Consider the following 25,303-nt stretch of genomic DNA (forward strand, 5'->3'; position numbering starts at 1 on the left):
CGGTCATGGTAGTCAGCGGGAGGCGTGGCGACGACGACTTCGGACACGGCGGCGAAATACGCTGCAGGCCAAAATATTTCAGAGCAGACCGAGCAGCCGCAGGTCGGTCACGTATTTGACGATCACCGCCGCGGTGATGTGCGGGATGTCGTTATCGGGGCCGATTTTGGCTTCCTGCACCGCGGCGCGGAACCGTTCGGTCGGTCCCAGGCAGCCGCGCGCCGGGTCCGCCGGCGGCACGTGTTGGGCGTTGCGCAACTGCAGCAGCTGCAGCACCGACTGGTGGCGCTGGCGTTCCGGCAGGGCGTGCAGCGCGGTCTCCATCCGGTGCAGCCACTCCCCGAAGTCGTCGACCCGCTCGATCGGATAGCCGGCCTCGATGACCCAGTCGACGTACTCGTCGAGCCCGATGCCGTCGTCGTGCGGGTTCATCACGTGATAGGTCTCGAACCCTGCGGCCGAATCGCGGCCCACCTGGGCGCCCAGCGTGGTGATCGACTCGGCGACGAACTCGACCGGCAGGGCGTCGAAGTGCGCGCGTTGCCGGTTGCCGCGGGCGTCGAGCTGGTAGAACGAGCGCGGCGCGACGCCGCTGGCCACGACGCTGAACAGCAACCGGGTGAACATGTCGGACAGGTTGAGCTGGCCGGCGTAGGTGGTGTCGGCCAGGATCATGTCGCAGCGGAACACGCCGACGGGCAGCGCGCACAGGTCGTGGGCCTCGCGCAGCAGCACCTCGCCGGCCCACTTGCTGTTGCCGTAGCCGTTGCCGTAGCTGCCGTCGATCGTGCGGATCGGGCCGGCGACGCGGACGTCGGCGTCCTCGGTGAACGCGGCCGGCTCGATCTGGTCGCCGACGTTGGCGGTCGAGACATACGTGTACGGCTTGAGTTTGGTGGTCAGCGCGAGCCGGATCAGCTCGGCGGTGCCGGCGACGTTGGGGGCGAACAGCTCGCTGTAGGGCAGCACGCCGTTGACCACCGCCGCGGAGTCGACGATGAGGTCGACGGTGTCGGCCAGCCGCTGCCAGGTCTGTTCGTCCAGGCCGAGATTGGTGCGGCCCTTGTCGCCGGCGATGACCTCGAGGTGGTCGGCGGCGAGCTCGTCGAAATACCGCCGCAAAGCGGGGTCCCCTGCAAACCCGGGGGGGTCGAAGGTCCTCTGCAGCCGGCGCCGCGCATCCTCGTCGGAGGTGGCCCGCACCAGGCAGATCAGCTTGCCGTCGGCCAGTTCCAACCGTTCCAGCCATTGCAGCACCAGGTAGCGACCCAAAAAGCCGGTGGCCCCGGTCAGTAGCACCGTGCGCACCTCGGCGCTCGGCCCCGGCAGCGACGGCGCGGCGGCCAGCGTCGGGGCGTCGATGAACTTGTCCAGCGTGAGGTCGCAGGCGTACACCTCGGTGGCGTCGCGGCCGTGCACCGACGCGAAGTCGCCCTGGTGGCCTTCCCCGGCATCGTGATCGCGGTTGAGCTGCTGGCTCAGGCTGCGCACCGACGGCGCCTCGAAGACGGCGCGCACGGGCAGGTGGATGTCGAGGGCGTTGTAGATCGCGGCGACCAGGCGCATGGCCGACAGGGAATCCCCGCCCAGGTCGAAGAACGACTCCTGCACCCCGACCCGCTCGAGGCCCAGCACCTGGGCGTAGAGCCAGGCCAGGATCTCCTCGACCGCGGTGGCCGGGGCGAGGTAGTCGTCGCCGCCCTGGTAATCGGGGGCGGGCAGGGCGCGGACGTCGAGTTTGCCGGCGGGTGTCAGCGGCAGCCTGTCGAGCACCACCACCGCGGCCGGCACCATGTAGGCGGGCAGCCGGTCGGCCAGCAGGGTGCGGAGTTCGGCCGGGTTGGCCGTCCCGGTGATGTAGCCGACCAGACGCTTGTCGCCCGGGCGGTCCTCGCGGGCGATCACCAGCGCCTGCTCCACACCGTCCAGCGCGGCCAGCGCGGATTGGATTTCGCCGAGTTCGATGCGATACCCGCGGATCTTGACCTGTTCGTCGGCGCGCCCGACGTAGCGCAGCTGCCCGTCGGAACCCCACGACGCCAGGTCGCCGGTGCGATACATGCGCGCGCCCTCCCCGCCGAAGGGGCACGCCACGAACCGGGACGCGGTCAGACCGGGCCGGCCCAGGTAACCGGTCGACACGCCGCCGCCGGCCACGTACAGCTCGCCGACCACGCCCGCGGGCACCGGCTGCAGGCATCCGTCGAGCACGAACAGCGCGGCCCCGGATACCGGCGAACCGATCGGCGGCGCTTCGGGTCCCGGTGTCAGCGGCGCGCTGACGGCCGCGACGATCGTGATCTCGGTGGGGCCGTAGACGTTGACCATCACCCGCCCGGACGCCCACCGCTGCACGATTTCGGCCGGGCACGCTTCGCCCGCGACCGCCAGCACCGCGGACTCCAGGCCCTCGGTCGAGAGCATCGTCACCTCGGACGGTGTCTGGGTCAGCATGTCGACGCGTTCGGCAACGAGCAAGGCGTGCAGGTCTTTCGGGGAACGCACGACCTCGTCCGGTACGACGAGCACCCGCCCGCCGTGCAGCAGCGCGCCGAAGATCTCCCACACCGAGAAGTCGAACGCCAGGGAATGGCAGTGGCTCCACACCCGTGCCGGTGCCGCGGGCAGACCGGCGGCCCCCAGGGAGGCGAACAATTGGGTGGCGTTGTGGTGGGTGACCGCCACGCCCTTGGGAACTCCGGTGGTGCCCGAGGTGTAGATCGTGTACGCGATGTGGTGCGGCGCCGGCGCCGGCAACGCCGTGGTGGGCCGGTGCTGGATCGCCGGGTCATCGATATCGATGACGAGCACGTCGAAATCGTCGAGGCGCGAGCGGTGTTCGGCGGTGGTGAGCACCGCCGCCGGTGCGGCGTCGGCGAGCATGAAGTCGATTCGGGCGGCGGGCAGGCCTGGGTCGATCGGGACGTACGCGCCCCCGGTTTTGAGCACCGCCAGGATGGCGACGACGGCCCGCGCCGAGCGCTCGGTGAGCAGCGCCACGCACTGCCCCGGCCCGCAACCGTGGTCAACGAGCAAGTGCGCCAGTCGGTTTGATGACTGGTCGAGTTCGCGGTATGTCCACGAGTCCGCCCCATGGGTGACGGCCACCGCTTGCGGGGTGCGCGCGACGTGGTCGGCGAACACCTCGGGGATCGACATCGGCGGGCGCGACGGGCCGTCCAGCACCGCGCGGTTGCCGATCGCGTCGAGGCGGGCGTGCTCGTCGGGGCCGAGCACGTCGATCGACGACAGCCGCCGGGCGGGGTCAGCGGTCATGGCCTCCAGCACCCGCTGCAATCGTTCGATCAGACGTTGGATGGTGGCGGTGTCGAACACGTCGGTGCGGAACTCCACGGCCCCGCCGATGCCCTCGGGCCGGCCGTCGGCGCTCCAGCGTTCGGCCAGCGACCACGCGAGATCCATACGCGCGGTGCGGGTGTCGACCGGCAGCGGGGTGACGCGCACGTCGCCCAGGCTCAGCTCCGCTGAGTCGGTGTTCTGCCAGGCCAGCATGACCTGCACCAGCGGATGGTGCGCGAGGCTGCGGGCCGGGTTGAGCCGTTCGACGAGGACCTCGAACGGCACGTCCTGATGCTCGTAGGCGGCCAGGCTGCGTTGGCGCACCCGCGCCAGTAGTTCGGCCATCGTGGGGTCGCCGCCGAGATCGACGCGCAGCACCAAGGTGTTGACGAAGAAGCCCACCACATCGTCGAGGGCCGGGTCGCGCCGCCCGGCGATCGGGAAGCCCACCGCCACATCAGAACTCGCGCTGACCTTGGCCAACAGCACCGCCAGCGCGGCCTGCACCACCATGAAGCTCGTCGCGTTATGCGCGCCCGCCACCGCGCGCACCCGCTGCTGCAACTCCGCCGGCCAGTCGACGGCCACGCTCGCGCCGCGGAAATCGGCCACCAACGGATACGGACGGTCCGTGGGCAATTCGAGCTGCTCGGGCATTCCGGCCAGGGTGTGTTCCCAATACCGCAGCTGTCCGGCGATCAGGCTGTGCGGATCCTGCAGTTCGCCGAATTGGGCGCGCTGCCAGAGCGTGTAGTCGACGTACTGCACCGGCAGCGGCGCCCAGTCCGGGGCGCAGCCGGCCGAGCGGCTGGCGTAGGCCTCCCCCAGGTCGCGCACCAGCGGGGTGAGCGACCACCCGTCGGCGGCGATGTGGTGCACCACGGCCACCAGCAGGTGTTCGTCGTCGCTCACCCGGAAAAGCATTGCCCGCAGCGGGATTTCGGTGGCCAGGTCGAACCGGTGACCCACCAGGGTCTCGACCGCGTTGCCCAGCCGGGTGGTCGACCACCCGCGCGCGTCGCTGATCTGCCAGCCGCAGTCGGCGTCGTCCACATCGACGACCAGCTGCCGCGGTATCCCCTCCCGCGCCGGGAACCTCGTCCGCAGGCTCTCGTGGCGGGCCATCACGTCGGCCAGCGCCGCGCCGAAGGCCTCGGCGTCCAGGCGCCCGTGCAGCTGCAACGCGATCGCCATGTTGTGCACCGGTGAGGTCCCGTGCAATTGGCCCATGAACCACAGCCGCGACTGGGCGAACGACAACGGCACCATCTCCGGCCGCTCGGCGGCCACCAGCGGCGCGCGCGCTCCGCCGTCGGTGCCCAGGCGCGCCGCCAGCCGGCGAATGGTGGGCGCCTCGAACAGGGCCCGCACGCCGAGGTGGACGTCGAGGCCGGCGTTGACCTCCGCGACCAGGCGCATGGCCGACAGCGAGTCCCCGCCGAGGTCGAAGAAGGAGTCGTCGATCCCGACGTTCTCGACGCCCAGGACGTGGGTGTAGATGTCGGCCAGGGCCCGCTCGACGGCGGTGGTCGGGGCGCGGTAGTGATCGGAGCCCTGCGACCGGTGCGAGTGGTCGGGTGCGGGCAGCGCGCGGGTGTCGAGTTTTCCGTTGGCGGTCAGCGGCATTGCGTCGACGGCGAGCACCGTGGCCGGGACCATGTAGGCCGGCAGATGCTCGGCCAGCCGGGCGCGGACCTCGACCGGATCGGCGGTCCCGGTGATGTAGCCGACGAGCCGTTTGTCGCCGGGCCGGTCCTCGCGGGCGACGACCGCGGCCTGTTCGATGCCGTCCAATTCGGTGAGCGCGGACTGGATCTCGCCGAGCTCGATGCGGTAGCCGCGGATCTTGACCTGCTCGTCGGCGCGGCCGAGATAGTGCAGCTGTCCGCCCGGGCCCCACCGCACCAGATCCCCGGTGCGGTACATGCGCGCGCCGTCCTCGCCGAACGGGCAGGCGACGAACCGGGACGCCGTCAGGCCGGCCCGGCCGACGTAACCGGCCGCGACGCCGGAACCGGCGATGTACAGCTCGCCCGTCACACCCTCGGGCACCGGCCGCAGCCACGCGTCGAGCACGAAAAATCCCAGATGCGCCAATGGCATTCCGATGGGGCTGGCGTTGGTGTCGATGTCGTTGTCGACGATCTCCCGGTAGGAGGCGTGCACCGTCGTCTCGGTGATGCCGTACATGTTGATCACGCGCGGCCGGTGGGGATGGCTGTCGAGCCACTTCGCCAGCCGTTGCGGGCTCAGCGCTTCGCCCCCGAACACGAGGGCCCGGACGTTGAGCCGCGGGCCCGACCGCGCGCCGTCCAGGCTCTGCAGCGCCGAGAACGCCGACGGGGTTTGGCTCAGCACGCTGACGTTCTCGGCGATCAGCAAGGCGTGCAGGTCTTCCGGCGAGCGCACCACCTCGTCGGGCACGACCAGCAGGCGTCCGCCGCCCAGCAGGGCGCCGAAGATCTCCCACACCGAGAAGTCGAAGGCCAGCGAATGGCACTGGCTCCACACCCCCGCCGGCGCCGGCCGGTCGTGCAGCGAGGCGAGCAGGTGGGTGACGTTGTGGTGGGTGACCGCCACGCCCTTGGGGGTGCCGGTGGTGCCGGAGGTGTAGATGACGTAGGCGATGTTGTCGTCGGCCGGCGGCGGCAGGGCGGTGGCGGGCCGGGTGTGCACGGCGGGGTCGTCGGCGTCGATGACAGCTCCGTCGAAACCGTCGAGCCGGTCTCGCAGTTCCGCGGTGGTGAGGGCGACGATCGGTGCGGCGTCGGTCAGCATGAATGCGACCCGGGTGTCCGGCATCGCCGGGTCGATCGGCAGGTAGGCGGCCCCCGTCTTCAGCACCGCCACGATCGCGACGATCGCGGGCGCCGAGCGCTCCATCAGGACGGCGACGCACCGCCCCGGCCGCGCTCCCCGCTCAACGAGCAAGTGCGCCAACCGGTTTGTGGACTCATCGAATTCGCGGTAGGTCATCGAACGGTCCCGGTCGCTCAGCGCCACCGCTTCGGGGGTGCGCGCGACGTGGGCGGCGAACAGCGCCGGGATCGAGGCCCGGGTCGAGGCCGATGCGTGCGGTGGCCGGGTCAGCGCCGCGCGGTTGCCGATCGCGTCGAGGCGGGCGTGCTCGTCGGGGCCGAGCACGTCGATCGACGACAGCCGCCGGGCGGGGTCGGCGGTCATGGCTTCCAGTACGCGATGCAGCCGGGTGATCAGCGCCTCGATGGTGGCGGTGTCGAACACGTCGGTGCGGAACTCCACGGCACCGCCGATGCCGGCGGGCCGGCCGTCGACGCTCCAGCGTTCGGCCAGCGACCACGCGAGATCCGTGCGGGCGGTGCGGGTGTCGACCGGCAGCGCGGTGACGCGCACGTCGCCCAGGCTCACGTCGGTGGGTTCGTCGTTCTGCCAGGCCAGCATGACCTGCACCAGCGGATGGTGCGCGAGGCTGCGGGCCGGGTTGAGCCGTTCGACGAGGACCTCGAACGGCACGTCCTGATGCTCGTAGGCGGCCAGGCTGCGTTGGCGCACCCGCGCCAGTAGTTCGGCAATCGTGGGGTCGCCGCCGAGATCGACGCGCAGCACCAAGGTGTTGACGAAGAAGCCCACCACATCGTCGAGGGCCGGATCGCGCCGCCCGGCGATCGGGAAGCCCACCGCCACATCCGAACTCGCGCTGATCTTGGCCAACAGCACCGCCAGCGCGGCCTGCACCACCATGAAGCTCGTCGCGTTATGCGCGCCCGCCACCGCGCGCACCCGCTGCTGCAACTCCGCGGGCCAGTCGACGGCCACGCTGGCCCCGCGGAAATCGGCCACCAACGGATACGGACGATCGGTGGGCAGTTCCAGCCGTTCCGGCAGGCCGGCCAGCGCCTCCTCCCAGTACGCGAGCTGCGCGGCGATCGGGCTGCCCGGGTCTTCCAGGTCACCGAACTGGGCGCGCTGCCAGAGCGTGTAGTCGACGTACTGCACCGGCAGCGGCGCCCAGCCCGGCGCATCCCCGACCGACCGGCTGGCATAGGCGAGCGCCAGGTCGCGCACCAGCGGAGTCAGCGACCACCCGTCGGCCGCGATGTGGTGCACCACGGCCACCAGCACGTGTTCCTCGTCGCTCACCCGGAAAAGCATTGCCCGCAGCGGGATTTCGGTCGCCAGGTCGAAGGTGTGCCGGGCCGCGTCGCGGATGGCGCCCTCCAGCCGGGCCGGTGACCAGCCGGTGGCGTCGATGGTCTGCCATGTGACGTCGGCCCGATCGGGCGACAGCACCACCTGCTGCGGTATGCCCTCGGTGGCGGCGAACACCGTCCGCAAACTCTCGTGCCGCGCCACCACGTCGGCGAACGCGGCACCCAGCGCACCGGCGTCCAGGCGCCCGGCGAGGCGCAGTGCCGCCGCCATGTTGTACACCGGCGACGGGCCGTGCAGCTGATCGATGAACCACAGCCGCGATTGGGCGAACGACAACGGCACCACCGCCGGCCGCTCGCGACGCTCCACGCCGGCCAGGAGCCCGCCGTTCGCGCTGACGCGCGCCGCCAGCTCGCCGATTGTGGGCGCTTCGAACAGCGTTCGCACGCCGAGGTGCGCGTCGAGACCGGAGTTGATCGCGGCGATCACCCGCATGGCCGACAGCGAATCCCCGCCCAGGTCGAAGAAGGAGTCGTCCGCGCCGACGCGCTCGAGCCCGAGCACCTGGGCGTAGATGCCGGCCAAGATCTCCTCGGTGGGCGTGGCCGGCGCCCGATACCGGCCGCCGGTGTATTCGGGCGCCGGCAGGGCCCCGGTGTCGAGTTTGCCGTTCGGTGTCAGGGGCAATGCCTCGATCGCCACCACCGCGGCCGGCACCAGGTAGGCCGGCAGCCGGTCGGCCAGCCGGGCGCGCAGCTCGACCGGGTCGGCGGTGCCGGTGATGTAGCCGACGAGCCGCTTGTCGCCGGGCGTGTCCTCGCGGGCGATCACCGCGACCCGCCCGACGCCGTCCAATTCGGCGAGCGCGGACTGGATTTCGCCCAGCTCGATGCGGTGGCCGCGGATCTTGACCTGGTGGTCGGCGCGGCCGACGTAGTGCAGCCGCCCGTCCGGCGCCCACCGCACCAGGTCCCCGGTGCGGTACATGCGCGCACCGGCCGCGCCGAACGGACAGGCGACGAACCGCGACGCCGTCAAACCGGGACGGCGCGGATACCCGACGGCGACCCCGTGCCCCGCCACGTACAGCTCACCGACCGCACCGGCGGGCACCGGCCGCAGCCAGTCGTCCAGCACGAACAGCGCCGCCCCGGGCACCGGCGACCCCAGGGGCGGCGCTCCGGCGCCCGCGGTCAGCGGCGCACTGAGCGTCGCGTCCACGGTGGTTTCCGTCGGGCCGTAGGCGTTGATCATCACGCGGCCCGGCGCCCATTGGTCCGCGAGCGCGGCCGGGCAGGGCTCGCCGCCGATGATCAACGCCGAGCGCAGCTTTCGCGGTGACAGAGCGGTCAGCGCCGACGGGGTGTGGCTCAGCACGCTCACCCGCTCGGCGGCCAGCAGGGCGTGCAGCTCGTCCGGTGAGCGTGTCACCGACTCGGGCACCACCACCAGCCGACCGCCGCAGGCCAGCGCGCCCCAGATCTCCTGCACCGAGACGTCGAAGCCGTACGAGTGGCATTGTGACCATACCCCCGCCTCGGGCAGCGTCGCGTGCAGCGATTCCAGCAGCTGGGTGACGTTGCGGTGGGTCACCGCAACACCTTTGGGGACGCCGGTCGTCCCCGAGGTGTAGATGACGTAGGCGATGTTCTCGGGCGCGGGCGCCGGCAACGGCCCGGTGGGCCCGGCGTCGGCCTCGCCGGCGTCGAGGACCGGCAGCTCGAATCCGTCCAGCCGGGCCCGCAGGCCGGCGGCGGCGACCGCGGCGACCGGGGTGGCGTCGCCGAGCATGAACTCGAGGCGCGCCGCGGGCAGCGCGGGGTCGATCGGCAGGTAGGCGGCCCCCGCCTTGAGCGTCGCGAGGATCGCCACGATCGCCTCGGCCGAACGCGGGAACAGCAGCGCCACGCACTCCCCGGGCCCCGCGCCGCGCTCGATCAGCCTGTGCGCCAATCGGTTCGATGCCTCGTCGAGTTCGCGGTAGGTCATCGAACGGCCCTCGAAAGTGACCGCTCCCGCGTCGGGGACGCGGGAGACCTGCGCGGCGAACAGCGCCGGGAGCGATAGGGCGGCGCTCGACTCGGCGGCCAGCACTGCTTGGTTTCCCCACAGTTGCAGCTGGGCGCGCTCCGGCGCGTCGAGCGCATCCAGTGATCGCAACGGCCGATCCGGATCGGCGGGCATGGCCGTCAGGAGCCGGCGCAGGCGGTCGGCCAGGGCGTCGACGGCGGCGGGTTCGAAGACGTCGGTGTCGAATTCGATGCGCAGGCGCAGTTCGTCGCCCGGCACGGCTTGCAGCGACAGCGGGTAGTGGTTGTAGTCGTGGCTGGTGAATTCGGTGGCGGTCAGGTCGTCGGCCGCCGATAGCGCGGCGGCGTCGATCGGATAGTTCTCGTACACCAGCAACGTGTCGAACAGTTGGTCGTGTCCGGTGACGCGGTGGATTTCGTTCAGCGCCAGGTGCTGGTGCTCGACGGTGTCGTTGTGGGCGCGTTGCAGCCGGTCCAGAAATTCGGCGACGGTCGTCGTCGCGGTGGCCTGGGCGCGCACCGGCACGGTGTTGATCAGCAGGCCCACCATGGATTCGGCGCCGGGCAATTCCGCCGGCCGGCCGGACACCGCGGTGCCGAAGGCGACGTCGTGCCGGCCGGTCAGCGACATCAGCAGTTGCGCCCAGGCGGCCTGCAGCACGGTGTTGAGGGTGGTGCGGCAGGAGCGGGCGAGTTCGCCGAGCGCACCGGTGGTTTCGGCGGAGAGCCGGACAGCGGCGGCTCCCCGCGGCCCGAGCTCCGCCCGACCCGCCGGGCCCACCAGGGCGGGGGTGTCGAAACCGTCGAGCGCGTCGCGCCACGCGGCGCGGGCGGCCGGAGCGTCGCGGGCCGCCAGCCAGGTGACGAAGCGGCGGTAGGGCGGCGCAGCCGGTAGCCGCGACCCGTAGTAGCAGGCGAAGATCTCCTGCAGCAGGATCGGTAGTGACCAGCCGTCCATCACGATGTGGTGGACGGTGAGCACGAACCGGAATTCCTGGTCCGCGGTGCGAATCAGCGTGGCCCGCAGGGGTGGCTGGTCGTCGAGGTCTCGCACCGCGGCGCGTTCTGCGGCGGACATCCGCCGGACCTGGTCGTCGATGTCGTCGGCGTCGCCGTCGAGTTCGACGTGGCGGTAGGCGATTTCGGGGGTGACCGGGATGATCTGCACCGGGTCGCCGAAGCCGGAGCAGAATCGGGCGGCGAGGTTGGGGTGGCGGGCGACGGCGTTCTGCACGGCGTGGTGGAGCCGCTGGGGGTCGAGGCCGCCGCGCAGCGTGATGGTCAGCTGCACCGCGTACACGTCGCCGTCGGGTTGCGTCGTCGAATGAAAGAGCAGCCCCTGCTGCAGCGGGGTCAACGGCAGGATATCGGCGACGTCGTATCGCCGCTCGAGTTCGTCGATCTGCTGCTGGTCCAGGCGGGCCGGTGCGATGTCCGACGGCGTCAGCCCGCCGCCGTCGCGGCGCACGTGTGCGCAGATGCCGGCCAGGGCGTCAAACCACAACCGGCTCAACCGGTTTACCTGATCGTGGGTGAGCGCCGAGGACGCCCACGTCCAGCTGGCGTGCAGGTGCGGGCCGTCCTCGGTGTCCATGGTGCCGGCGTTGAGTTCCACCGTGTGCGGCAACGGCAGGGCCGCCGCCGCCGCCGCGGCGCCCAGCGCGTGGCTGTTCGGGCTGAGTTGCCATAGCCCGTCGGACGATTCGGCGGGCGCTCCCCCGAGGCGGCCCAGGTAGTTGAAGCCGATGGCCGGGTCCGGACCGCCCAGGTCCGCTTCGGGATTCAGGTAGCGCAACAGCCCGTAGGTCAGGCCGTCGGGCAGCCCGCGCAACTGCTCCTTGGCGTCCTTGATCACCGCCCCCAGCGCGGCCTCACCCGCGACCACGCGAGCCCAGTCCAGCCCGCCGACGTCGAGGGCCACCGGGTACTTGGCGGTGAACCACCCGACGGTGCGGGACAGGTGCACGTGGGGGGCCAGTTCCTCGTTGCGCCCGTGGCCCTCGACGTCGATGCCGATCGGCCTCGCCGTTCCCAGGAATTCGGTGAATGCCAGCCCGAAGGCGATCAGCAGGATGTCTTGCACCCCGGCGTGAAACGCGGCGGGCACCTCGCCCAGCAGCTGGCGGGTCGTCTCGGCGTCCAGCGCCGCCGACAACTGCCCGGCCGTCTCATAGGTGTCCCACGGCTGGGCGGGCGGCAACGCCGGCGGCGTCTCGGTGATTCGCCGCCACACCTCCGCCAGCTCGGTCACCGCCGGATCCTTCGCGTGCTGGGCCAGTAGCGACGACCAGCGGGCGAACGAGGTGCCGGGGGCGGGCAGCTCGATCGGTTGGCCGCGGTGATGTTGGGCCCAGGCGATGTTGAGGTCCTCGATCAGGGTCCGCCAGGACACACCGTCGACGGCCAGGTGGTGGACGATCAATGCCAATTGGTTTGTCGCGCTTGCCCATACCGCGCACACCAGCACGCCGGCGCCGGGGTTCAGCCGCGCGCGGGCCCGCATCAGCGCCTCCTCCGAGAGCGCGTCGACGGTGCGCAGGCAGGCCCGGGCGTCCACCGAGCCCGCTTCGGGAACGTGTATGTCCCAGCCGCCGGCCCCGTCGTCGTCGACGCAGAGCCGCAGCGTGGGATGGCGGTCCAGCAGCGCCTGCAGCACGACCGCCACGTCAGCCTGGCCCACCCCGGCGGGCGCCGCCAGCACCATGGTCTGGTTGAACTGCTCGATGGGGCCGTCCATGTCGCGCAGCCAACGCATGATCGGGGTGGCCACCACCGGCCCGATCCCCTCGTCGACCACGTCGTCCTCGCCGGTGGCCAGCGTGACGACCCGCGCCAGCCGGGCCACCGACTGCTCGACGAAAACATCGCGGGGCCGGCACATTACGCCGGCCGCGCGAGCCCGGGCCACCACCTGCATCGACAGGATGCTGTCGCCGCCCAAGTCGAAGAACGAGTCGTCCACCCCGACCCGTTGGACGCCCAGCACCTGGGCGTAGATGCCGGCCAAGATCTGCTCGATGGCGTTTTCCGGAGCGCGATATCCGTTGCCGCCCTGGTAGTCCGGTGCCGGCAGGGCGCGGGTGTCGAGCTTGCCGTTGGCCGTCAACGGCAACGCGTCCAGCACCACCACCGCCGACGGCACCATGTAGGACGGCAGCCGCTCGGCGAGCCGCGCCCGGGTCTCGGACGGGTCGGCGGTCCCGGTCACGTAGCCCACCAGCCGCGCGGCGGCAGGGTCGTTCCGGGCGATCACCGCGGCCTGCTCGACGCCGTCCAATTCGGCGAGGGCGGAGCGGATTTCGCCCAGTTCGATGCGGTGGCCGCGGATCTTGACCTGCTCGTCGGCGCGACCGAGGTACTCCAGCTGACCGTCGCGGCCCCAGCGCACCACGTCCCCGGTGCGATACATCCGCGTTCCGTTACCGCCGAACGGGCACGCCACGAACCGCGAGGCCGTCAGCGCCGCCCGGCCCAGGTAGCCCGCGGCGACGCCGCGTCCGGCGATGTACAGCTCGCCGACCACGCCGGGCGGCACCGCGCGCAACCATCGGTCCAGCACGAACAGGGCGGCCCCGGGCACCGGCGACCCGATCGGCACCGGAGCGGAGCCCGCCGTCAGCGGCGCCGTCATGGCCGCGTACATCGTGGTCTCGGTGGGGCCGTATTGATTGACCATCACCCGTCCGGGGGCCCACCGGTCCATGACCTCGACCGGGCACGGCTCGCCGCCGACGACCAGCGCCACCGAGTCCAGCCCGTGCGGCGAGAGCGCCGCCACCGCCGACGGGGTCTGGCTCAGCACGGTGACGCGTTCGGCAATCAGCAAGGCGTGCAGGTCTTCCGGCGAGCCGACGATGTCGTCGGGGACGACGACGAGGCGTCCCCCGCGCAGCAGCGCGCCGAAGATCTCCCAGACCGAGAAGTCGAAGGCCGGCGAGTGGCAGTGGCCCCACACCCGCCCCAGGTCCAGTTGGGCGTCCACCGACCGCAACAGCTGGGTGACGTTGTGGTGCGTGACCGCCACACCCTTGGGCACGCCGGTGGTCCCGGAGGTGTAGATGACGTACGCAATGTCGTCGGGCGACGGGTCCGGCAGCCCGGTGGCGGGCTGCGTGGCCAGGGCGGGGTCGTCGACGTCGATGATGTGCCCGGCGAATGCGCCCAACCGTGGCCGCACCTCGGCGGTGGTCACCGCCGCGATCGGTTCGGCGTCGGTGAGCATGAACTCGATGCGGGCGGTCGGCAGCGCCGGGTCGATCGGCACATACGCGGCCCCGGTCTTGAGGACCGCCAGGATCGCCACGATCGCTTCGGCCGACCGTGGCATCGCCACCGCGACCCGCTGGCCCGGCGCGGCGCCGCAACCAATCAGCCTGTGCGCCAACCGGTTTGTGATCTCGTACACTTCACGGTAGGTCCACGCCCGCTCGCCGCAGGTGATCGCGACTGCCTCGGGGTCCCGTGCCACCTGCGCGGCGAACAAGGCCGGGATGGACGCGCGTGCGGTCGCGGGCCGGGTCAGCACGGCGCGGTTGCCGATGGCGTCGAGGTGGGCGCGCTCGGATTCGTCGAGGACGTCGATCGCGGACAGCGGCCGGGCGGGGTCGGCGGTCATGGCGGCCAGCACGCGTTGCAAGCGCGTGACGAGTGACTCGATGCTGGCCGCATCGAAGACGTCGGTGCGGAACTCCACCGCCCCGGCGATGCCGGCGGGCTCCCCGTCCTCGTCCCACCGTTCGGCCAGCGACCACACCAGATCCATGCGGGCGACCTGGGTTTCGAGCGGCAGCGGCGTCACCCGCACGTCGCCGAGGCTCATGTCGACGGGGTCGTTGTTCTGCCAGGCCAGCATGACCTGGACCAGCGGATGATGCGCCATGTCGCGGGCCGGGTTGAGCCGTTCCACCAGCACCTCGAACGGCACATCCTGGTGTTCGTAGGCCGCCAGGCTGCGCCGGCGCACCCGGCCCAGCAGTTCGGCGACGGTGGGGTCGCCACTGAGGTCGACCCGCAGAACCAGGGTGTTGACGAAGAACCCGACCACCTCATCCAGGGCGGGGTCGCTCCGCCCGGCGATCGGGAACCCCACGGCCACATCGGGACTCGCGCTCAACGCGGACAGCAGCACCGCCAGGGCCGCCTGGACGACCATGAAGCTCGTTGCGTTGTGTGCCCGCGCCAGCTCGGCGACTTGGTGCTGCAGGGCGGCCGGCCAGTGCACGTCCACGCTGGACCCGCGATGGTCGGCCACCAGCGGGTAGGGCCGATCCGTGGGCAGCTCAACGTGTTCCGGCAGCCCGGCCAGGGCGCGCTCCCAATAGTCCAGTTGCGCCGCGATGGGGCTGTCGGGGTCGTCGAGGTCGCCGAATCGGCCCCGTTGCCACAGGGTGTAGTCGACGTATTGCACCGGCAGCGGCGCCCAATCCGGCGCCCGCCCGCCGCGGCGGGCCGCGTAGGCCTCCCCCAGATCGCGCACCAGCGGGGTCACCGACCATCCGTCGGCGGCGATGTGGTGGACGACCGCCACCAACACGTGTTCGTCCTCGCCGGTGTGGAAAAGCCATACCCGCAACGGGATTTCGGTGGCGAGGTCGAAGGTGTAGCGCGCCGCGTCCTGGGTGGCCTCCGCCAGCCAGGACGCCGGCCACCGCGTCGCGTCGACGACCTGCCAGTGGACGTCGGCCCGTTCGGCGGGCAGCACGACCTGTTGGGGGGCGCCCTCGGGGGCGAGGAAGATCGTCCGCAGGCTTTCGTGGCGGGCCACCACGTCGTCCAGGGCGGCCCCCATCGCGTCGGCATCCAGGCGGCCGGAAAGGCGCAGGGCGACCGCCATGTTGTACATCGGCGAGGGCCCCTGCAGCTGATCGATGAACCACAGGCGGGTCTGGGCGAACGACAACGGAAGCAGCGCCGGGCGCTCGCCGGCCACCAATCGTCCGGCGCGGCCGGCGCCGGCCTCGACCCGGAGCGCCAGCTGCGCGACCGTGGGGGCCTCGAACACGGATCGGACGGTCAGCCCGGCGTCCAGGTCGGCGTTGATCGCGGTGATCAAACGCATCGCCGAGAGGGAGTCGCCGCCGAGGTCGAAGAAGGAATCGTCGACGCCGACCCGTTCGACGCCGAGCACCCGGGCGTAGACGCCCACCAGAGTCTCCTCGACCGCGTTGTCCGGGGCCCGATACCGGCCGGCGTCCCGGTAGTCCGGGGCCGGCAGGGCGGCGGTGTCGAGCTTGCCGTTGACCGTCAACGGCATCGCGTCGAGCACCACCACCGCCGCCGGCACCATGTAGGTGGGGAGCCGCTGACCCAACCGGGCCCGAATGTCGGCGGAGTCAGCGGCTCCGGTCACATAGCCGACGAGACGCCTCTCGCCGGCACGATCTTCGCGGGCGAGCACCGCGGCTTGCTCGATACCCTCCAATTCGGCCAGGGCGGAGCGGATTTCGCCCAACTCGATGCGATAGCCGCGAATCTTGACCTGCTCGTCGGCGCGGCCGACATAGTGCAACTGTCCGTCGCGGTCCCATCGGGCGAGGTCGCCGGTGCGATACATCCGTGCGCCGGCCCCACCGAACGGGCACGCCACAAATCGCGACGCCGTCAGCCCCGCCCGCCCCAGATAGCCCACGCCCACCCCGGCACCGGCGACGTACAACTCCCCCACCACCCCGGCGGGCACCGGGCGCAGGCACCCGTCCAGCACGAAGAGCGCGGCTCCGGCCACCGGCGACCCGATTGCCGGTGGCCCGGACCGCGCCCGCCCCGCTGTCAAAGGTGGGCTGTGCGACACCCACATGGTGGTCTCCGTCGGGCCGTACACGTTGACCATCACCCGGCCGGGCGCCCACCGATCCACCAGCTCACCCGGACACGGTTCGGCGCCCACCACCACCGTGACCGTCTCCAAGCCCCGCGGCGACAGCATCCCCAGCGCCGACGGCGTCTGGGTCAACACGGTGACGCGCTCGCCAATGAGTTTGGCGCGCAACTCTTCCGGCGACCGGGCCGCCGTATCGGGCACCACCACCAGCCGCCCGCCGTGCAGCAGCGCACCCCAGATCTCCCACACCGAGAAATCGAATGCCAGCGAATGGCACTGGCTCCACACCTGATCGGGCCCCAGTTCCACCCCGGCGTCCAGCGCACCGAACAGCTGCGTCACGTTCGCGTGGGTGACCGCCACCCCCTTGGGCGTACCCGTGGTGCCCGACGTGTAAATGACGTGCGCGACGTCGTCGGCCGCCGGCCCCGCCGCCACCGGCGTCGCCGGATGCGCCGCCAGGGCCGGGTCGTCGACCTCGACGATCGGCCCGCCGAATTCTCCTAGCCGCGAACGCAACTCGGCGCTGGTCACCACGGCCCGCATGCCGGCGTCGGCGACCATGAAGCCGATCCGCGCCGCCGGCACCGCCGGGTCCATCGGCACATAGGCCGCCCCCGTTTTCAGCACCCCCAGAATCGCGATCACGGCCTCGGCCGAGCGCTCGAGCAGCAGGCCCACGCGCTGGCCGCGGCCCACACCGCGGCCAACCAGCAGGTGCGCCAGCCGATTCGCGTCCGACTCCACTTGCTCGTAGGTCCACGATCGCCCAGCGCACCTGATCGCCACCGCGTGCGGCGCGCGCTGCACCCACGCGCCGAACAGCGCCGGGACCGACGCCCCCGCGCTCGGCCGGCGCAATGCCGAACGATTGGCGCACTGGTCAAGGCGGGCGTGCTCGTCGTCGTCCAGTACGTCGATCGACGAGAGTCTGCGACCGGGGTCGGCGGCCATGGCGACCAGCACCCGCCGCAACCGTTCGGTGAGCACACGGATGGTGTCCGCGTCGAACAGGTCGGTGCGGAACTCGACGGTGCCGCCGATTCCCGCGGGCCGGCCGTCGCCGCTGCGGCGTTCGAACAAGGAGAACGTCAAATCGGTACGCGCGGTGCGGGTCTGCACCGGAACCGCGGTGATCCGCAGTTCACCCAGGCTCAGCTCGGCGGGATCGTTGCCCTGCCAGGCCAACATCACCTGCGTCAGCGGATGATGCGCCAGGGAACGGGTGGGGTTGAGTCGCTCCACCAGGAACTCGAACGGCACGTCCTGATTTTCGTAGGCCGCCAGGCTGCTCCGGCGGACCCGGGCCAACACGTCGGCAACGCTGGGATCGCCGGCCAAGTCGACCCGCAGCACCAACGTGTTGACGAAGAAGCCCACCAGTTCGTCCAGGGCGGGATCGCGCCGCCCGGCGATCGGAAAGCCCACGGCCACATCGGAAGTCGCGGCGATCTTGCCGAGCAGCACCGCCAGGGCGGCCTGCACCACCATGAAACTGGTGGCGTTGTGCGCCCGCGCCACCGCGCGGATGTGTTGCTGCAACTCGGCCGGCCAGTCGATGTCCACGTTGGCGCCGCGGTAGTCGGCCACCGCCGGGTACGGTCGATCCGTCGGCAGCTCGACCCTTTCGGGCAGGCCCGCCAGCGTGCGCTCCCAATACGCGAGCTGCTCGACGATCGGGCTCTCCGGGTCGTCGAGGTCTCCGAATTGGGCTCGCTGCCAGAGGGTGTAATCCACGTACTGCACCGCCAGCGGAGACCATTGTGGGGCCCGTCCGGCGCAGCGGCCGGCATAGGCGACCCCCAGGTCGTGCACCAGAGGATTCAGCGACCAACCATCCGCAGCAATATGATGGACCACCGCCACCAGCACATGCTCGTCGTCGGAGGCACGGAAAAGCTTGGCCTGCAAGGGTATTTCGGCTGACAGATCAAATGCATAATCGGCTGCGGCATCAACGCCCTCCTTTATCCGTGCCGGCGACCAGCCGGCGGCATCTATTACTTCCCACCCGATATCGACCCCCTCGGCGGGCAACACCACCTGTTGTGGCGTCCCGTCGGACACGGCGAACACCGTGCGCAAACTCTCGTGGCGGCCCACCACGTCGACGAGCGCGGCCCGCAGCGCCTCCACCTGCAGCGGCCCGCGCAGCCGCAACGCTGCTGCCATGTTGTACATCGGCGAGGGCCCCTGCAGCTGATCGATGAACCACAGCCGGGACTGCGCGAACGACAACGGCACCACCGCCGGCCGGTCGGCCGCCGCGACCCGCGAGAGCCGTTCCGCACCCTCGTCGAGGCGCGGAGCCAATTGGGCCACCGTGGGCACCTCGAACAACGCGCGCACCGAAACCCCGGCATCCAGAGCGGCATTCACGGCCGCGATCAGGCGCATCGCCGACAGCGAGTCCCCGCCGAGGTCGAAGAAGGAGTCGTCCACACCGACGCGCTCCACCCCCAGCACCTGGGCGTAGATGCCGGCCAGGATCTCCTCGATGGCGCTCGCCGGCGCCCGGTAGCGGTCGACGTCGGAGTATTCCGGGGCGGGCAGGGCGCGGGTGTCGAGCTTGCCGTTGACCGTCAGCGGCAGCACGTCGAGCACCACCACCGCCGCCGGCACCATGTAGGTGGGGAGCCGCCGACCCAACCGGGCCCGAATCTCGGAAGGGTCGGCGGCTCCGGTCACATAACCGACGAGACGCTTGTCGCCGGCACGATCCTCACGAACGAGCACCGCCGCCTGCTCGACGCCCTCGACGTCGGCCAGCGCGGCACGGATCTCGCCCAACTCGATGCGGTAACCGCGGATCTTGACCTGCTCGTCGGCGCGGCCGATGTACTGCAGCTGCCCGTCGGCGCTCCACCGGACGAGGTCACCGGTGCGATACATCCGCGCGCCGGGCCCACCGAAGGGGCAGGCCACGAATCGTGACGCCGACAGCCCCGGGCGGCCCACATAGCCGGTGGCCAATCCCCCACCGGCGACGTACAACTCGCCGACCACCCCGACCGGCACGGGGCGGAGCCACCCATCGAACACGAAGAAGGCGAGGTTGCCCAACGGCACCCCGATCGGGCTCACGTTGTTGTCGACGTCGCCGCGAAGGATCTCGCGAAACGACGCGTGCACCGTGGTCTCGGTGATGCCGTACATGTTGATCATCCGCGGCAGGCCGGGATGGTGATGCAGCCACGTCGACAGCCGGCGCGGCTCCAACGCCTCCCCACCGAACACCACCGTCTGCAACTTCAGCTGCTCACCCAGCTCCGGGGCCAACGCGTCGGCACTCTGCAGCGCATAGAACGCCGACGGCGTCTGGCTGAGCACGCTGACCTGCTCGCGAACCAGCAAGGCGCGCAAGTCATCTGGTGATCGCACGACATCGTCGGGCACGACGACCAGGCGACCTCCGTGCAGGAGAGCGCCGAAGACCTCCCACACCGAGAAGTCGAAAGCCAGGGAATGGCACTGGGTCCAGACCTGCCCGACGTCGAGTTGAGCGTCGATGGACTCCAGCAGCTGGGTGACGTTGCTGTGGGTGACCGCCACCCCCTTGGGAACGCCGGTGGACCCCGAGGTGTAGATGAGGTAGGCGATGCTGTCCGCCGACGGCACCGGCAGGCCCGTGGCGGGCTGGCCGGCGACGGCGGGGTCGTCGATGTCGATGATCTGCCCGGCGAAGCCACCCAACTGCGGCCGCACCTCGGCGGTGGTCACCGCCGCGATCGGCGCGGCGTCACCGAGCACGAACTGCACCCGCGCCGCCGGCACGCTCGGGTCGATCGGCACGTAGGCGGCGCCCGTCTTGAGCACCGCCAGGATCGCCACGATCGCCTCGGCCGACCGCGGCACCGCGACCGCGACCCGCTGGCCCGGGCCCGCGCCCCGCTCAACGAGCAAGTGCGCCAACCGATTTGTGGCCTCGTACAGGTGGCGGTAGGTGAACGACCGCCCGCCGCAGGTGATCGCCACCGCCCCCGGGCCGCGGGCCACCTGCGCGGCGAACAGCGCCGGGATCGACACCAGGGCGGCCATGGACGGCATGGTCAACACCGCGCGGTTGCCGATGTCGTCGAGCCGTTCGCGCTCGGCGGCGTCGAGCAGGTCGATCGCCGACAGCGGGCGGTCGGGGTCGGCGGTCATGGCCGCGAGCATCCGGCGCAGCCGCTCGATCAGCGTCTCGATGCTGTCCGCGTCGAACACGTCGGTGCGGAACTCCACCATGCCGCCGATGCCGGCGGGCGCGCCCTCCTCGTCCCACCGTTCGGCCAGGGAGAACACCAGGTCCATGCGGGCGACCTGGGTGTCGACCGGCAGCGGGGTGACCCGAACGTCGCCCAGCTCCAGCCCGGCGGCGGGGCCGTCGTGCTGCCAGGGCAGGTTCTGCCAGGCCAACACCACCTGGACGAGCGGATGATGCGCCAGGTCGCGGGTGGGATGGAGCCGGTCCACCAGGACTTCGAAGGGTACGTCCTGGTGTTCGTAGGCCGCCAGGCTGCGCTGGCGCACCCGGGCCACCAGCTCGGCGACGCTGGGGTCGCCGCTCAGGTCGACCCGCAAAATCAGGGTGTTGACGAAAAAGCCGACGACATCGTCGAGCGCCGGATCGCCGCGGCCGGCGATCGGGAAGCCCACCGCCACATCGGAACTCGCGCTGACCTTCGACAGCAGCACGGCCAGGGCCGCCTGCACGACCATGAAGGTGGTCGCGTTGTGGGCCCGCGCCACCTGCGCGACCCGCTGCTGCAGTTCGGCCGGCCACTCGACGTCGATGCGCGCGCCGCGGTGGTCGGCGACCGGCGGGTAGGGGCGATCGGTCGGCAGTTCGAGGCGTTCGGGCATCCCGGCCAGCGCGTCCTGCCAGTACCTCAGCTGCGCGGCGATGGGGCTGCCCGGATCGTCGAGGTCACCGAATTGGGCGCGTTGCCATAGCGTGTAGTCGACGTATTGCACCGGCAGCGGCGCCCAATCCGGGGCCTGCCCGCGGGACCTGCGCACGTAGGCCGCGCCGAGGTCGCGCGCCAGCGGGGTCAGCGACCATCCGTCCGCGGCGATGTGGTGGGCCACCGCCACCAACACGTGGTCGTCCTCGGCGAGCCGGAAAAGCTTTGCCCGCAAAGGGATTTCGTTGGAAAGGTCGAATCGGTGGCACGCCTCGGTCTCGATGGCCTGGCTCAGCCGGCCGATCGGCCATCCGCCGGCGTCGATGACCTGCCAGCCGACCCGGGCGCGCTCGACCGGGACCACCACCTGCCGGGGCGTCCCCTCGGACGCGACGAACACCGTGCGCAAGCTTTCATGGCGTGCCACCACGTCGCCCAGCGCGGTGCCCATGGCGTCGGGGTCCAGCGGCCCGCGCAGCCGCAGGGCGACGGACATGTTGTGCACCGGCGACGGACCGTGCAGCTGGTCGAGGAACCACAGGCGGGATTGCGCGAACGACAGCGGCACCACGGCCGGCCGCTCGGCCGCGACGACCCGCGCGAGCGTGCTTCCCCCGCCGCACACCCGCGGCGCCAGCTCGGCGACCGTGGGCGACTCGAACAAGGTCCGCACCCCGAGGTGGGCGTCGAGGCCGGTGTTGACCGCGGAGACCAGCCGCATCGCGGACAGCGAGTCGCCGCCGAGGTGGAAGAAGGAGTCGTCGATCCCGACGCGTTCGACGCCGAGGACCCGGGCGAAGATGCCGGCCAGGATTTCCTCGATGGCGCTTTCCGGGGCGCGATATCCGTTGCCGCCCTGGTAGTCCGGGGCGGGCAGGGCGCGGGTGTCGAGCTTGCCGTTGACCGTCATCGGCAGCGCGTCGAGCGCCACGACCGCCGACGGGACCATGTACGTGGGGAGCCGCCGACCCAACCGGGCCCGAATATCGGTCGGGTCAGCGGCTCCTGTCACATAGCCGACGAGACGCTTCTCGCCGGCACGATCTTCACGGACGAGCACCGCCGCGTGTTCAACGCCCTCCACCTCGAGCAGCGCGGCGCGGATCTCGCCCAATTCGATGCGATACCCACGCACCTTAACCTGTTCATCGGCGCGGCCCAGATACTGCAGCTGCCCCTCCCCGGATCCGGAGCGGCCCCAGCAGACCAGGTCGCCGGTGCGGTACATGCGGGTGCCGGGTTCGCCGAACGGGCAGGCCATGAACCGCGACGCGGTCAGCCCGGGACGCCGCCAATAGCCGACACCGACACCTTCGCCGGCCAGGTACAGCTCCCCGACCACCCCGGCGGGCACCGGGCGCAACCACTCGTCGAGCACGAAGAACGCCGCCCAGCTCACCGGGGAGCCGATCGGCGGGAAGCCCGACCCCGCCGTCAAGGGCGCGCTCTTGCACGCCCACATCGTGGTCTCGGTCGGGCCGTACACGTTGACCATCACCCGACCCGGCGCCCAGCGGTCCACCAGCTCCGGCGGGCAGGGCTCGGCGCCGATCACCAACGCCGTGGAGTCCAGGCCGTCGGTGGGCAGCAGCCCCACCGCCGAGGGGGTCTGGGTCAACACCGTGACGCCCTCGCGCACCAGCAGGGCGTGGAACTCCTCGGGTGAGCGGGCCACCGCATCCGGCACGACGACCAGGCGCCCGCCATGCAGCAGCGCGCCCCAGATCTCCCACACCGAGAAGTCGAACGCATAGGAGTGGAATTGGGTCCACACCTGCTCGGCCGACAAGGCGAAACCGAGCCGCAGGTCGTCGAACAACTGCGCGACGTTGTGTTGAGTCACCGCAACGCCTTTGGGCACACCGGTGGTGCCCGAGGTGTAGATCAAATGGGCCAAATCCGTCGGATCCGGCGCCCGCAAAGCGGTGCACGGCGCGCCCGCCACGGCCGGGTCGGCCACGTCGACGACGATCAGGTCGAAGCCGTCGAACCTGTCGGCCAGGTCGGCGGTGGTGACCGCGGCCACCGGGGCGGCGTCGGTGAGCATGAACTCCACCCGGGCCGCCGGCAGGGCGGGATCGATCGGCAGATACGCCGCGCCGGACTTGAGCACCGCCAGGATCGCCACGATCGCCTCGGCCGACCGCGAAAACAGCAGCGCCACAAACGCACCCGGGCCGGCGCCGCGGTCGACCAGCACGTGCGCCAGCCGGTTGGCGGCCTCGTCGAGCTCGCGGTAGGTCATGGACCGGTCTTCGAACGTCAGCGCCACCGCATCCGGGGTGCGCGCCGCCTGCGCGGCGAGCAGCTCGACCACGGTCACGGGCGCCGCCGGCCGGCGCAACGCGGACGCGTTGCCCCATTCGTCGAGCCGGGCGCGCTCGTCGGCGTCGACGGCGTCGAGGGACAGCAGCCGCCGGGTCGGATCGGCCGTCATCGCGACCAAGAGCTGTTCGAGTCGGTCCGCCAGGCCGGCGGCGTCGAGGTGGGCCCACGGTTCCCACGCGCCCGCCGTGCTGAGGAAGAGGTCGTCGCCGTCGCCGGAGAAGATCAGCCCGAAGCCGTCCGCCTGACCGGAGTTCGTGTACGACGCCGAGGCCATGACGCCGCCGAAGGGCAGCGTGAACGCCGACGGGATGAAGTTGACGCTGACCCGTTCGGGCGGTTGCGTCAGGCCGCGGACCTTGCGCTCCAGCGCGTGCACCGGAAAGCGCTGGTGCTGGATCGCTTCGTCGATTCGCGTCTCGACGTGTTTGCAGAAGGCGGCGACGGTGGACTGCGGCGAGGCGCTCAACACCAGCGGCACCACGCCGGCGACCATCCCGGGCAGCGTCTTCTGCTCCGGACGTACGCGCCGGCTGACGGGGAAATCGAGCACCACGTCCGAGCCGTCGGCGGACCACCCGCGCACCAGCAGCGCGCAGGCCGCGGTGATGACCGATGTCTGGGACACCGCCCACGCCTCGCAGAACCGATTGACGCGGCGCAGCACCGCGGGGTCCAGGGCCGTCGGGGCGGACGGCCACGGGTCGCGCTCCGTGGCGCCGTCGGGCGGCCGATGGTGGCCCTGGCCGGCGGGGGGCAGGTTCGCCGTCCAATACGCCTCGTCGTCCCGGTAATCACCGGAGCGCTCGTACTGCGATTCGCAGTCGATCAGCTCCTGCAAGGAGCCGAAGACGGCCGTGGGAATGGGTCCGGCGGACACGATCGCGGAGTAGATCGAGGCGATGCGGTGACCGACCAGCGCGACGCCGGTCCCATCGATGACGATGTGGTGGCAGCAGGCGAACAAGAAGAACTCGTCGCGCCGGGTCGCAAATAGGACGAACCGGAACAGCGGCCCGGTGAGCGGCATGGGCGTGCGCTGGATCGCCAGCGCCCGCCGGCGCGCTTCCCGCACGGGATCGGGCGCGTCGGTCAGGTCGTCAAAGGCCAGCTCGACGTCGGGGTAATCGATCGCCCGCTGGAAGACCTGGCCGTCCACCTCGAAGAAGGCCGCCCTGGCCGGCTCGGCCTCCCGCACCGCCTGCCGGATCGCCCACTGCAGGGCATCGCGCTGGACCACGCCGTCGATCCGTACGAACAGACCGAGCTGCCACTCGGTGTTGGAGTGACCTGTCTCGCGCGCCAGCCAGATGTCCAGCTGTCCGCGCGTCAGCGGAAGTGCTTGACGATCAAGCTGCATCCCACGCCCCAACCACAGGGTCTTCCTTTCAACCCCCCGGTTGTCTGATACCGCTCGCGCAGAAGCCCGGTCCGCTTCCGTTCGATGTAGCCCCGGCGTCGCAGTTCGTCGTTGACCGAGACGACCAGGCTGGCGGGTGTCGCTATCGAACGGCCGACGCTCACCGACTCCGGAAATCTCGTCTTCAACACGAGTGCAACAGTTGGGAAGGCTAGTAGACGCGAACCCCGGTAGTCCAGGGTTATCCAAACTTAATGTCCTGTGAATTACCCAAAACCGTAGACTGCACCTGCTAATCCCGTACTTCAGATACCTGAGGTACTGATCGTGGATAGTGTAGCTACATACAGTATTGATTGGATCAGGGGGTTTGACGGTTTCGCCGACGCCTTTCGCGGAGGTGACCGTTATTGCCGCGTGATTGGCGGCGGGCGCTGGTCGGGCGTCACTC

The 25,303-nt window shown here is 71.0% G+C and carries 1 protein-coding gene; it reads right to left on the reverse strand.

Going from position 1 to position 25,303, the window contains the following annotated elements:
• Positions 1-78 precede the first annotated feature (78 nt).
• Entirely contained in the window at positions 79-24,852 is a 24,774-nt protein-coding gene (locus P6281_RS15450) for a non-ribosomal peptide synthase/polyketide synthase (RefSeq protein WP_324738412.1), read from the reverse strand.
• Positions 24,853-25,303: the final 451 nt, after the last annotated feature.

Source organism: Mycobacterium sp. 5-140-3-2 (genome assembly GCF_035666375.1).
Classification (GTDB): Bacteria; Actinomycetota; Actinomycetes; order Mycobacteriales; family Mycobacteriaceae; genus Mycobacterium; species Mycobacterium intracellulare.